The organism is Trinickia violacea (assembly GCF_005280735.1).
Taxonomy (GTDB): Bacteria; Pseudomonadota; Gammaproteobacteria; order Burkholderiales; family Burkholderiaceae; genus Trinickia_A; species Trinickia_A violacea.
Map to the genome: position 1 here is coordinate 599,380 of NZ_CP040077.1, position 13,261 is coordinate 612,640.

The 13,261-nt window shown below is 64.6% G+C and carries 11 protein-coding genes; all 11 read left to right on the plus strand.

The window, feature by feature from the left end; genetic code table 11:
- Positions 1–49: 49 nt before the first annotated feature.
- The gene (locus FAZ95_RS02635) at positions 50–4,120 is read left to right on the plus strand and encodes a DUF3683 domain-containing protein (protein ID WP_137331021.1); all 4,071 of its coding nucleotides are present in this window, start codon (positions 50–52) and stop codon (positions 4,118–4,120) included.
- Between the two features lie 32 nt (positions 4,121–4,152).
- On the plus strand, positions 4,153–4,581 hold the full coding sequence (locus FAZ95_RS02640; protein ID WP_137331022.1) for an HIT family protein: 429 nt from the start codon (positions 4,153–4,155) through the stop codon (positions 4,579–4,581).
- 90 nt (positions 4,582–4,671) lie between these two features.
- Positions 4,672–5,085, plus strand: coding sequence for a gamma-butyrobetaine hydroxylase family protein (locus FAZ95_RS02645; RefSeq protein WP_137331023.1), 414 nt, complete (start codon positions 4,672–4,674; stop codon positions 5,083–5,085).
- 128 nt (positions 5,086–5,213) lie between these two features.
- Positions 5,214–5,945 (plus strand): bifunctional demethylmenaquinone methyltransferase/2-methoxy-6-polyprenyl-1,4-benzoquinol methylase UbiE, encoded by a 732-nt coding sequence (gene ubiE, locus FAZ95_RS02650; protein WP_137331024.1) that lies wholly within the window; start codon positions 5,214–5,216, stop codon positions 5,943–5,945.
- A 36-nt stretch (positions 5,946–5,981) separates the two neighbouring features.
- Positions 5,982–6,995 carry a Tim44 domain-containing protein gene (locus tag FAZ95_RS02655; RefSeq protein ID WP_137331025.1) on the plus strand — a complete coding sequence of 338 codons (1,014 nt, stop codon included), beginning with the start codon at positions 5,982–5,984 and terminating at the stop codon, positions 6,993–6,995.
- 108 nt (positions 6,996–7,103) lie between these two features.
- The gene (locus tag FAZ95_RS02660; RefSeq protein WP_137331026.1) at positions 7,104–7,751 is read left to right on the plus strand and encodes a ubiquinone biosynthesis accessory factor UbiJ; all 648 of its coding nucleotides are present in this window, start codon (positions 7,104–7,106) and stop codon (positions 7,749–7,751) included.
- Positions 7,752–7,766: 15 nt separating this feature from the next.
- On the plus strand, positions 7,767–9,344 hold the full coding sequence (gene ubiB, locus FAZ95_RS02665; protein ID WP_137331027.1) for a ubiquinone biosynthesis regulatory protein kinase UbiB: 1,578 nt from the start codon (positions 7,767–7,769) through the stop codon (positions 9,342–9,344).
- 42 nt (positions 9,345–9,386) lie between these two features.
- Complete coding sequence (locus FAZ95_RS02670; RefSeq protein WP_137331028.1) at positions 9,387–10,031, plus strand: class I SAM-dependent methyltransferase; 645 nt, start codon at positions 9,387–9,389, stop codon at positions 10,029–10,031.
- A gap of 158 nt (positions 10,032–10,189) precedes the next feature.
- Positions 10,190–10,567: an FmdB family zinc ribbon protein gene (locus FAZ95_RS02675; RefSeq protein ID WP_137331029.1), complete on the plus strand. Its 378-nt coding sequence runs from the start codon at positions 10,190–10,192 to the stop codon at positions 10,565–10,567.
- Between the two features lie 103 nt (positions 10,568–10,670).
- Positions 10,671–11,321, plus strand: coding sequence for a DUF502 domain-containing protein (locus tag FAZ95_RS02680; protein ID WP_137331030.1), 651 nt, complete (start codon positions 10,671–10,673; stop codon positions 11,319–11,321).
- Between the two features lie 59 nt (positions 11,322–11,380).
- A complete protein-coding gene (gene aspS, locus FAZ95_RS02685; RefSeq protein WP_137331031.1) occupies positions 11,381–13,183 on the plus strand; it encodes an aspartate--tRNA ligase in 1,803 nt (600 codons plus the stop codon).
- The last annotated feature ends 78 nt before the right edge of the window (positions 13,184–13,261 follow it).

Genomic DNA, 13,261 nt, shown 5'->3' on the forward strand with positions numbered 1-13,261 from the left:
CCCGGTGCTCGTAAATGAGCGACGCGGCGGCAAATAGAGTCGTCCGACCATGAACGCACCTCAAGTTTTCGATCCGCACGGCGCCGCCGCCGCTCTGGCCGCCGAACCCGAACCGCGCTTGCGCGAAATCCCGTACAACTACACGTCGTTTTCCGACCGTGAAATCGTCATCCGCCTGCTGGGCGACGACGCTTGGGCCGTGCTCGACGAATTGCGCGCCGAACGCCGTACCGGCCGCTCGGCGCGGATGCTGTACGAAGTGCTCGGCGATATCTGGGTCGTGCGCCGCAATCCGTATCTGCAGGACGACCTCCTCGACAATCCGAAGCGCCGCGCGCTGTTGATCGAAGCGCTGAACCACCGCTTGAACGAGATCGAGAAGCGCCGCCGCGCCGATTTGTCGGAGCATCGGGAGGATGCTGGCGGCGTCGAGCGTGCTGCGCGCGTCGAGACGCTCGTGATCGCGGCGCGCCGCGCAGTCGAAGCGTTCGCGGCCGAATTCGACGCCTCCGCCGAACTGCGCCGCCGCGCGACCAAAGTGCTCGGCCGCTGCACGCAGAAGGACAACATCCGCTTCGACGGCCTCTCGCGCGTGTCCCACGTGACCGATGCGACCGACTGGCGCGTCGAATACCCGTTCGTCGTGCTGACGCCCGATACCGAAGCCGAGATCGCCGGCCTCATAAAGGCGTGCTTCGAGCTCGGTCTCACGGTGATTCCGCGCGGGGGCGGCACGGGCTACACGGGCGGCGCGGTGCCGCTCACGCCGTTCTCGGCCGTCATCAACACCGAAAAGCTCGAACAGCTCGGCGCCGTCGAATTGACGGAGCTGCCGGGCGTCGCGCGCAAGGTGCCGACGATCTTCTCCGGCGCGGGCGTCGTCACGCGCCGCGTGACCGAAGCGGCCGAAGCCGCGGGCTACGTGTTCGCGGTCGATCCGACTTCGCTCGACGCCTCGTGCATCGGCGGCAACGTCGCGATGAACGCGGGCGGCAAGAAGGCCGTGCTGTGGGGCACGGCGCTCGACAACCTCGCGTGGTGGCGGATGGTCGACCCGCAAGGCAACTGGCTCGAAGTCACGCGGCTCGATCACAACCTCGGCAAGATCCACGACATTCCGGTCGCGCGCTTCGAACTGAAGTGGTTCGACGGCGAGCACGCGCCCGGCGAAAAGCTGTTGCGCTCCGAAACGCTCGAGATCGAAGGCAAGCGCTTCCGCAAGGAAGGGCTCGGCAAGGACGTCACCGATAAATTCCTCGCGGGCCTGCCCGGCGTGCAGAAGGAAGGCTGCGACGGGCTCATCACGTCCGCGCGCTGGGTGCTGCACAAGATGCCCGCGCACACGCGCACCGTCTGCCTCGAATTCTTCGGCCAGGCGCGCGAAGCGATTCCGAGCATTGTCGAAATCAAAGACTATCTGTTCGAAACGTCGAAAGCGGGCGGCGCGATTCTCGCGGGCCTCGAGCACCTCGACGAGCGTTATCTGCGCGCGGTCGGCTATGCGACGAAGAGCAAGCGCAACGCGTTTCCGAAGATGGTGCTGATCGGCGACATCGTCGGCGACGACGCCGATGCCGTGGCTACCGCCACGTCCGAAGTCGTGCGCATGGCGAACGGCAAGAGCGGTGAAGGCTTCGTCGCGGTGAGCGCCGAAGCGCGCAAGCGCTTCTGGCTCGACCGCAGCCGCACCGCTGCGATCGCGAAGCACACGAACGCGTTCAAGATCAACGAAGACGTCGTGATCCCGCTCAACCGGATGGGCGAGTACACCGACGGCATCGAGCGCATCAACATCGAGCTGTCGATCAAGAACAAGCTGCAGCTCGTCGACGCGCTGCAAGCGTTCTTCAAGAGCGGCAAGCTGCCGCTCGGCAAGAGCGACGACGCGAACGAAATTCCGAGCGCGGAGTTGCTTGAAGATCGCGTGCAGCACGCGCTCGAGCTGCTGCAGCGCGTGAAGGTGCGCTGGGAGTTTCTGCGCGACCACCTCGACATGCCGCTCGCCGAAGCCCAGCATCACCTCGTGCGGCTCGGCTACGAAGCGCTCGCGGAGAAATTCGCGGACCGCGTCGACGCCCAGCCCGGCGCCACCGTCTTCCACGTGGCCCAGGACCGCACGGTGCGCGTGTCGTGGAAGCAGGAGATCCGCGCGGAGCTGCGCCAGATCTTCAATGGCGGCGAGTTCAAGCCGATCCTCGAGGAAGCGCAGGCCGTCCACAAGCAAGTGCTGCGCGGCCGTGTGTTCGTCGCGCTGCACATGCACGCGGGTGACGGCAACGTCCACACGAACATCCCGGTCAACTCCGACAACTACGAGATGCTGCAGGACGCCCATAAGGCCGTCGCGCGCATCATGAAGCTCGCGCGCTCGCTCGACGGCGTGATTTCCGGCGAGCACGGCATCGGCATCACGAAGCTCGAGTTCCTGACCGACGCCGAGATCGGCGAATTCCGCGAGTACAAGAAGCGCGTCGACCCGGAAGGGCGCTTCAACAAGGGCAAGCTGCTCGAAGGCGCGGACCTGCGCAACGCCTACACGCCGAGCTTCGGCCTCATGGGCTACGAGTCGCTGATCATGCAGCAGTCCGACATCGGCGCGATCGCCGATTCGGTGAAGGACTGCCTGCGCTGCGGCAAGTGCAAGCCGGTGTGCGCGACGCACGTGCCGCGCGCGAACCTGCTCTACAGCCCGCGCAACAAGATCCTGGCCACGTCGCTGTTGATCGAGGCGTTCCTGTACGAAGAGCAGACGCGCCGCGGCGTGTCGATCAAGCACTGGGACGAGTTCAACGACGTCGCCGACCACTGCACGGTCTGCCACAAGTGCGCGACGCCGTGCCCGGTCAAGATCGACTTCGGCGACGTGACCATGAACATGCGCAACCTGCTGCGCAAGATGGGCAAGAAGAAGTTCAACCCGGGCTCGGCCGCGGGCATGTTCTTCCTGAACGCGACCAATCCGCAGACGATCAACCTCGCCCGCACGGCGATGATGGGCGTCGGCTACAAGGCGCAGCGCCTCGCCAACGACATGCTCAAGAAGGTCGCGAAGAAGCAGACCGCGCACCCGCCCGCGACTGTCGGCAAGCCGCCCGTCGTCGAGCAGGTGATCCACTTCGTCAACAAGAAGATGCCGGGCAACCTGCCGAAGAAGACGGCGCGCGCGCTGCTCGACATCGAGGACAACAAGATCGTGCCGATCATCCGCAACCCGAAGACGACGACCGTCGACTCGGAAGCGGTGTTCTACTTCCCGGGCTGCGGCTCCGAGCGGCTGTTCTCGCAGGTCGGGCTCGCGACCCAGGCGATGCTGTGGGAGGCCGGCGTGCAGACGGTCTTGCCGCCGGGCTACCTGTGCTGCGGCTATCCGCAGCGCGGCGCGGGGCAGTACGACAAGGCCGAGAAGATCGTGACGGACAATCGCGTGCTGTTCCACCGCGTCGCGAACACGCTGAACTATCTCGACATCAAGACGGTGGTCGTGTCTTGCGGCACGTGCTATGACCAGCTCGCCGGATACGAATTCGAGAAGATCTTCCCGGGCTGCCGGATCATCGACATCCACGAATTCCTGCTGGAAAAGGGCATCAAGCTCGACGGCGTGACGGGCACGCGCTACATGTACCACGACCCGTGCCACACGCCGATCAAGACGATGGACCCGGTGAAGCTCGTCAACGAGCTGATGGGCGCCGAGAAGGACGGCTACAAGATCGCGAAGAACGAGCGCTGCTGCGGCGAGTCGGGCACGCTCGCGGTGACGCGTCCGGACGTGTCGACGCAGGTGCGCTTCCGCAAGGAAGAGGAAATCAGGAAGGGTGCGGCGAAGCTGCGCGCGATTCCGGTGGTGGCGGGCGGCGCCTCCGAAGCGGCGCCGAATGGCGCGGCAAATGGGGCGGCAAGCGGTACGGCCGCCTCGGCGGCCAACGGCGCGCCCGACGTCAAGATCCTGACGAGCTGCCCGTCGTGCCTGCAAGGTCTCTCGCGCTACAACGAGGACGCGAACATCGAAGCCGACTACATCGTCGTCGAAATCGCGCGCCACCTGCTCGGGGAAGACTGGATGGCCGACTACGTGCAGCGCGCGAACAATGGCGGGATCGAGCGAGTGCTGGTCTAATACCGGCACTTATATTCCGCTAGGGGCCGACGATGGAATGCGTTTTCTGCCGTGAAGAAGGGGGCGCCGTGCTCTGGCAGGACGACGCGATGCGCGTCGTCCTCGCCGACGAACACGATTACCCGGGCTTTTGCCGGGTGATCTGGAACGAGCACGTCGCCGAGTTTTCCGATCTCGACGATTCGGCCCGCGACCGTGTGATGCGCGCGGTCAACGCGGTCGAGCGTGCGATTCGGCGCGTGATGCAGCCGGTCAAGGTGAACCTCGCGTGCCTCGGCAACCAGGTGCCGCACGTGCACTGGCACGTCATCCCGCGCTTCACGAACGACGCGCATTTTCCGTTGCCCGTGTGGGCGCCGCGTCAGCGTACCGTCTCCGAGGCGCTCCTGTCCCAGCGGCGCGCGCAGGCCACGCTGCTCGCCGAAGCGGTACGCCACGAAATCGAACGCGCTTTTGCTTGATCGCCTGGGCTCGATGATGGCCGGCTGCGCCTGTCAGCCGCGCGCATTCGGCGCTGCGATCGCCACACTCTTTTGCCAGACGAGGTTGCGATGCCCGGACTGACCCCAGCCACGCCGGTGCCGACCGGCGTCGTCGTGCACGCCAAATCGCGCGTGCTCGAACTTCAATATGCGGACGGCAAGACCTACCGGGTCCCGTTCGAACTGCTGCGCGTCTTTTCGCCCTCGGCGGAAGTGCGCGGCCACGGGCCGGGGCAGGAGACGCTGCAGACCGGCAAGCGCGACGTGTCGATCGTGTCGCTCGAGGGCGTCGGCAACTACGCCCTGCAGCCGACTTTCTCCGACGGCCATTCCACCGGCATCTACTCGTGGGATCTGCTCTACGACTTCGCGATCCGGCAGGATGAACTCTGGCGAGAGTATCTCGACAAACTGGCAGCGGCGGGCGTTGACCGGGACGCGCCGATGGCCGCATCCGACACCCCGCACGGCCACCGTCACTGATATGAACGCCCCCTGCGGGGGCGCACCCGTTCGCTTGGGGCGGCCCGGCGCGAACTGATACGATCCGGCTGACTGCCGCCAAAATCGTGCGGCGCAACAAAATTCAAGATAAATAGAGGACGAGCGCGATGAGCAAGACCCACTTCGGCTTTCAGACAGTCGACGAACAAGACAAGGCGAAAAAGGTTGCCGGCGTGTTCCACTCGGTGGCGAGCAACTACGACCTGATGAACGACCTGATGTCGGGCGGGCTCCACCGGATTTGGAAGACCTTCACGATCGCGCAGGCGAACGTGCGGCCGGGCTACAAAGTGCTCGATATCGCGGGCGGCACGGGCGACCTGTCGATGGCGTTCGCAAAGCAGGCGGGGCCGACGGGCGAGGTCTGGCACACGGACATCAACGAATCGATGCTGCGCGTGGGCCGCGACCGGCTGCTCGACAAAGGCGTGATCACGCCGGCACTGCTCTGTGACGCCGAGAAAATCCCCTTTCCGGACAACTACTTCGACGTGGTGACGGTGGCATTCGGCCTGCGCAACATGACGCACAAGGATGTCGCGCTTGCCGAGATGCGACGCGTGCTGAAGCCGGCCGGGCGCCTGCTGGTGCTGGAGTTCTCGAAGGTGTGGGACCCGCTGAAAAAAGCGTACGACGTCTACTCGTTCAAGGTGTTGCCGTGGCTCGGCGACAAGTTCGCCAAAGACGCCGAAAGCTACCGCTATCTGGCGGAATCGATCCGGATGCATCCGGACCAGGAAACTTTGAAGACGATGATGGAACAAAGCGGCCTCGACGCCGTCAAATATTACAATTTGTCAGCTGGCGTGGTAGCCTTGCACGTCGCGACAAAGTATTAGTTCCCTTAAATCGTTGTCTTTAAAAGGATTTAGTCCATGACCGCTCCGCTAGCGTTGACTTTCAAAAAGCCAACAGTTTCGCTGGCAAAGCGAATCGGACGGGCCGCCGTGGTCGCATTGATCGTCGCCGGCACGTTCTCAGCGCTCGATGCCGAGGCGAGACGCATGGGTGGCGGCCGCAGCGTCGGCCGCCAATCGCAGACTGTCCAGAATCAATCCACTCCGCCGGCTCAGCAGCCGATGCAGCAGCAATCCACGCAACCGTCGCAGGCTCAGCGCGCAACGCCGGCACAGCCGACGCCGACGCCGGCCGCCGCGCCTAACCGCTCGCGCTGGCTGGGGCCGATCGCCGGTCTGGCCGCAGGCTTGGGCATTGCCGCGCTGCTGTCTCACTTCGGGCTTGGCGAAGCATTCGCCGGCGCGATGGCGAACTTCATCGTGATCGCGCTGATCGCCATGGTTGCGATCTGGCTGATCCGCAAATTCATGGGGCGCCGCCGCCAGAACGAGCCGGCTTACGGTGCGGCAGGTTCGGCTTCGATGAACGCGGGCGGTTTCGGCTCGGGTTACTCGCAAGAGCCGCGCTACACGCCGCCGGCAGCGGCTGGCGCGTTCGGCTCGCCGTCGGCGGGCTTCGACGCGGCGCCGGAAGCGAACGCGGCACCGTCCGTTCCGGCCGGCTTCGATACCGAAGCCTTCCTGCGTAACGCGAAGGTGAATTTCGTGCGGCTTCAGGCCGCCTGGGACGAAGGCAACATCGCCGACATCCGCGAGTTCACGACGCCGGAAATGTTCGCCGAGGTGAAGATCGACATCGACTCGCGCGGCGCCGAGCGCAACCAGACCGACGTCGTGCAGTTGGACGCCCAGATGCTCGGAGTCGAAGATCGCGGCAGCGAGTACCTCGCGAGCGTGCGCTTCAGCGGCTTGATCCGGGAAACGGCGGGTGCGGCTGCCGAGCCGTTCGTCGAGGTGTGGAACCTGTCGAAGTCCTCGCGCGCGGGCGAAGGCTGGTTGCTGGCGGGAATTCAGCAAGTTTCCTCGCACTGAAACCGCGTCGCGTAGTCCGTTCGGTCTAGATAAGCCGTAGGCGAACGGACGTTACAATAGAAACCCGCGCAGGCCGTCGCCTGCGCGGGTTTTTTCATCCCACGTCCGATGACCCTCGCTGCCAAGCCTTTTTCCGCTGCTGTCAATCATCTGCTCGCCCGCGAATCGTGGGCCCGCGAGCGCCTCGCTCCTTATGCCGGCAAGACTGCCCGGCTGGCCTGTCCTCCTGTCGTCATGGTGCTGCTCGTGCAGCCCGACGGTTATCTGCAGGCCGTTGAAGAGAACGAGGCGCAGCAATGCGACGTCGCCATTTCGGTGCCGGCCGATGCTCTGCCGGCATTCGTGCAAGGCGGACAGGCTGCGGTGATGAAGCACGTCAAGATCGAGGGCGATGCCGAGTTCGCGACGCAAATCGCGAAGCTCGCCGAGCATCTGCGCTGGGAGCCGGAAGAGGATCTGGCGAAGCTGATCGGGGACGCTCCGGCCTATCGCGTCGCGACGCTGGCCAAGACCGTCGGCGAACGGGCGATGCGGACCGGGCGCAACCTACGCGATTCGGTTGCCGAATATCTGCTCGACGAGAACCCGCAGCTCGTGCGCCGCGCGGCGCTGATCGATTTCGACGCCGAGCTTGCGCGCGCACGCGACGCGCTCGCACGCGTCGAGAAGCGGATCGAGCGCGTCGAGCAAAAAGTAGAAGCCCGCGAGAGCGCCAATGCGCCGGGCGGTGCCGCCACATCGCGCGGCACGCGCTAGTCACCGGGTCCATTCATGCGTTTTCTGCGCTTCATCAAGATCGTTTTCACTGTCATCCGTTTCGGTCTCGACGAGATGATGCTTAGCCGCATCAACGACCGCCGCGTGCGGCTGTTGCTGCGCGTCACGACCATCGGCCGGCGCTTCAAGCAGCCACCCGCAGTGCGGCTGCGGCTCGCGCTTGAAAGCCTCGGTCCGATCTTCGTCAAGTTCGGGCAAGTGCTGTCCACTCGCCGCGATCTGCTGTCGGTCGATATCGCCGCCGAGCTTGCGAAACTGCAGGATCAGGTGCCGCCTTTCGAATCGGTTGTCGCGATCGGCATCATCGAGAAAGCGCTAGGCGCCCCCGTCGACGAGCTATTCGACGAGTTCGAGCGAGTGCCGGTGGCGAGCGCGTCGATCGCGCAAGTGCATTTCGCGAAGGTCAAGGCCGGGCAGCACGCGGGCAAGGCCGTGGCCGTGAAGGTGCTGCGGCCGAACATGCTGCCCGTGATCGACTCCGACCTCGCGCTCTTGCGCGATATCGCTGTCTGGGCCGAGCGGCTGTGGGCGGACGGCAAGCGTTTGAAGCCGCGCGAAGTCGTCGCCGAATTCGACAAGTACTTGCACGACGAGCTCGACCTCATGCGGGAAGCCGCGAACGGCAGCCAGCTGCGGCGCAACTTCGTCGGGCTCGATCTGTTGCTCGTGCCCGAGATGTATTGGGAGTTCTGCACGGCGAACGTGCTCGTGATGGAGCGTATGGTCGGCGTGCCGATCAGTCAGGTCGACACGCTGCGCGCCGCCGGCGTCGACATTCCGAAGCTCGCGCGCGAAGGCGTCGAGATCTTCTTCACGCAGGTGTTCCGCGACGGCTTCTTCCACGCGGACATGCACCCCGGCAACATTCAGGTGAGCCTGAACCGCGAGCATTTCGGGCGCTATATCGCACTCGATTTCGGGATCATTGGCGCGCTGTCCGACTTCGACAAGAACTACCTCGCGCAGAACTTCCTCGCGTTCTTCAAGCGCGACTACCACCGCGTCGCGACGCTTCACCTCGAGTCCGGCTGGGTGCCGCCGACCACCCGGGTCGAGGAGCTGGAGAGCGCGATTCGCGCCGTGTGCGAGCCGTACTTCGACCGTGCGCTGAAGGACATCTCGCTGGGCCAGGTGCTCTTGCGGCTTTTCTCGACCTCCCGTCGCTTCAATGTCGAGATCCAGCCGCAACTCGTGCTGCTGCAAAAGACGATGCTGAACGTCGAAGGGCTCGGCCGGTCGCTCGATCCGGAGCTCGATCTCTGGAAGACGGCCAAGCCGTATCTCGAGCGCTGGATGAACGAGCAGATCGGCCTGCGCGGCTGGGCCGAGCGACTCAAAGTCGAAGCGCCGCAGTGGAGCAAGACGCTGCCCCAGTTGCCGCGGCTGATCCATCACGTGCTGTCCGATCGACACGACTCGTCGCGCGCGGCGAACGAAGAAGTGATGCGGATGATTCTGCTCGAACAGAAGCGGACGAATCGGCTTCTGCAAGGCCTGCTGGTGTTTGGGCTCGCCGTCGGCGTCGGGGCCGTGGTTGCCCGCGTGTGGCTCGCCATTGCATACGGTGCCTGACGGTAACGGAAGACGGGCAAGCAACCGAAGGAGGACGTCCCGATGAGCGATTCGAAGAAGCCGTCCGGTCCGGAGAAATCCAATCCGCAGACTCCCAATTTCAGTGCGCGGGACCCGAATACCGCGGCCTTCTGGGACGAACGCTTTCAAGAGGGATATACGCCGTGGGACCAGGCGGGCGTGCCCGATGCTTTCCGCGCCTTTGTTGCCCGCCACGACACGTGTCCGGTTCTGATCCCCGGTTGCGGCAGCGCCTATGAAGCGTTGTGCCTCGCGCAGGCCGGCTGGCCCGTGCGCGCGATCGATTTCGCCGCGCAGGCGGTCGATGCCGCTCGGGCGCAGCTTGGCGACCGTGCCGACCTCGTCGAGCAGGCTGATTTCTTCACGTATGAGCCGCCCTTCGCTCCCGGCTGGATCTATGAGCGTGCCTTTTTGTGCGCGCTGCCGAAAGCGCGTTGGGCCGGCTACGCCGAACGCATGGCGGCGTTGTTGCCGTCGCAAGGACTGCTCGCCGGATTCTTCTTCCTGGGCGCGACGCCGAAGGGACCGCCGTTCGGCATCGAGCGCGACGAACTCGATGCGTTGTTGACACCGTATTTCGAGCTGATCGAGGACGAACCGGTGACCGATTCGATCGCGGTTTTCGCAGGCCGCGAACGGTGGCTGACGTGGCGCCGCCGGCCGTGATTCAGCCTTGATCAAGACGCCGCCGCCCTTATCTGGGAGTGCGGCTCTGTACTCCGCCGTAATCCCGGAAATCAAGGTAGGCCATTGGTTTCCAGCTATAATTCAACGCTTTGCAAGCGCTTAATAGTTTTTTGTCGGGAAACGCCGGGAAGGGAATCATGCCGATCTATGCCTATCGCTGCGAGTCGTGCGGCTTCGAAAAAGATGTGCTCCAGAAGATGAGCGACGCGCCGTTGACGCAATGCCCGGAGTGCTCGAACGACACGTTCCGCAAGCAGGTCACGGCCGCGGGCTTCCAGCTGAAAGGCTCGGGCTGGTATGTCACCGATTTCCGCGGCGGCTCGAACGGCGCCGGCGCCAAAACCGGTGCGGCAGCGGGTGCGGCGACCGGCAGCGAATCCGCGAAGGCCGATGGCGGCGGGACGGGCGCGGCGTCGAACGACAGCGCAAGCTCGGCACCGGTTTCGGCCGCCTCCGAGGCGTCGGGCACCAGCACCGCGGCGCCGGCCGCGGCGGCCAGCAGCACCAGCGCCTGACGGCGCGCCGCAACCGGGCGCGTCCAAGCTCGCGCCCAAAATCGGTACTGAATAGGGCTATCCCGCGCCGACTGTTTTCCGGCGCGGTTTTCTGGCGGTACACATGAAAAAGACGACGCTCAAATCCGTGTTTCTGACTGGCCTCCTGGTCCTCGTACCGTTGGCGATCACGTTGTGGGTGCTCGGGCTCGTCATCGGCACGATGGATCAGACCCTGCTCTTGCTGCCCGAATCGTGGCAGCCCGAGCGGCTGCTCGGGTTCCATCTGCCCGGTATCGGCGCGGTGTTGACGCTCGCGTTCATCTTTATCGTCGGCCTGTTCACCCAGAACTTCGTCGGCCAGAAGCTCGTCAAGTGGTGGGACGCCGTGCTGCGTCACATCCCGGTGGTCGGGCCGCTTTACACAAGCGTAAAGCAAGTGTCGGACACGCTGCTTTCCAGCAGCGGCAATGCGTTTCGCAAGGCGCTCCTGATCGAATATCCGCGCCGGGGTTCTTACACGATCGCGTTTCTGACGGGCATTCCCGGCGGCGACGTGGTCAATCACCTGAAGGACGAGCACGTAAGCGTCTACGTGCCGACGACGCCGAACCCCACGTCGGGCTTCTTCCTGATGGTGCCGAAGAGCGAAGTCATCGAGCTCGACATGTCGGTCGACGCCGCGCTCAAGTACATCGTCTCGATGGGCGTCGTGGCGCCGTCGGTGCCGCACGTGACGTCACCGGCACGCCGCCCCGTCGAGCCTCCGCTCTAACCGGGACCGCTTGCAAAACGAGCGCTCCCCTTGATCAAACTAAACGATAGACAAATACCATGTCGATGAGATCTGAATACTGCGGTCTGGTGACCGAACACCTGCTGGGGCAAACCGTGTCGCTGTGCGGCTGGGTGCATCGCCGGCGCGACCATGGCGGCGTGATCTTCATCGATCTTCGCGACCGCGAGGGCTTGGTCCAGGTCGTCTGCGACCCGGATCGCGCCGAGATGTTCAAGACCGCCGAGGGCGTGCGCAACGAGTTCTGCATCCAAGTGACGGGCGTCGTGCGCAACCGTCCGGAAGGCACGACCAACGCCGGTCTGAAGAGCGGCAAGATCGAAGTGCTGTGCCACGAGCTGGCTGTGCTGAACGCATCGGTCACGCCGCCGTTCCAGCTCGACGACGACAACCTCTCCGAAACCACGCGCCTCACCCACCGCGTGCTCGACCTGCGCCGCCCGCAGATGCAGCAGAACCTGCGCCTGCGCTATCGCGTGGCGATGGAAGTGCGCAAGTACCTCGACGCGCAAGGCTTCATCGACATCGAAACGCCGATGCTCACGAAGAGCACGCCGGAAGGCGCGCGCGACTACCTCGTGCCGTCGCGCGTGAATGCGGGCCAATTCTTCGCGTTGCCGCAGTCGCCGCAGCTCTTCAAGCAGCTCTTGATGGTCGCGAACTTCGATCGCTACTACCAGATCGTCAAGTGCTTCCGCGACGAAGACTTGCGCGCGGACCGTCAGCCCGAATTCACCCAGATCGACTGCGAGACGTCGTTCCTGACGGAACAGGAAATCCGCGATCTGTTCGAGAAGATGATCCGTCACGTGTTCAACGCGACGATGGGCGTGCAGCTCGACGAGACATTCCCGGTGATGCAGTACTCGGAAGCGATGGCGCGCTTCGGTTCGGACAAGCCGGACCTGCGCGTGAAGCTCGAATTCACCGAGCTGACCGACGCGATGAAGGACGTCGACTTCAAGGTGTTCAGCGCGCCGGCCAATACGAAGGACGGCCGTGTCGCGGCGCTGCGCGTGCCGAAGGGCGGCGAGCTGTCGCGCGGCGACATCGACGGCTACACGGAATTCGTGCGCATCTACGGCGCGAAGGGCCTCGCGTGGATCAAGGTCAACGAAGCGGCGAAGGGCCGTGACGGTTTGCAAAGCCCGATCGTGAAGAACCTGCACGACGCGTCGATCGCGGCGATCCTCGAACGCACGGGCGCTCAAGATGGCGACATCATCTTCTTCGCGGCGGATCGCGCGAAGGTCGTCAACGACAGCCTCGGCGCGCTGCGCCTGAAGATCGGCCATTCGGAATTCGGCAAGGCGAACGGCCTCGTCGCGCCGGGCTGGAAGCCGCTGTGGGTCATCGACTTCCCGATGTTCGAATACGACGAGGAAGAAGCGCGCTACGTCGCCGCTCACCACCCGTTCACGAGCCCGAAGGACGAGCACCTCGAGTACCTCGAAACCGACCCGGGCCGTTGTCTCGCGAAGGCGTACGACATGGTGCTCAACGGCTGGGAAATCGGCGGCGGCTCGGTGCGGATCTATCGCGAAGAGGTGCAGAGCAAGGTGTTCCGCGCGCTCAAGATCGGGCCGGAGGAGGCTCGCGCGAAGTTCGGCTTCCTGCTCGACGCGCTGCAGTACGGCGCGCCGCCGCACGGGGGTATCGCGTTCGGTCTAGACCGCATCGTCACGATGATGGCGGGCGCCGATTCGATCCGCGACGTGATCGCGTTCCCGAAGACGCAGCGCGCGCAATGTCTGCTGACGCAGGCGCCGAGCGCGGTCGACGAGCGCCAGCTGCGCGAGCTGCACATTCGCCTGCGCCAGCCGGAGCAGCCGAAGGCGTAAGCGTCGAAACGCGCGCGTTTGAGGCGCGCGTTCGGCGGTAGTTTGGCCATCACCCGCAACGGCACGATGTAGTACGAG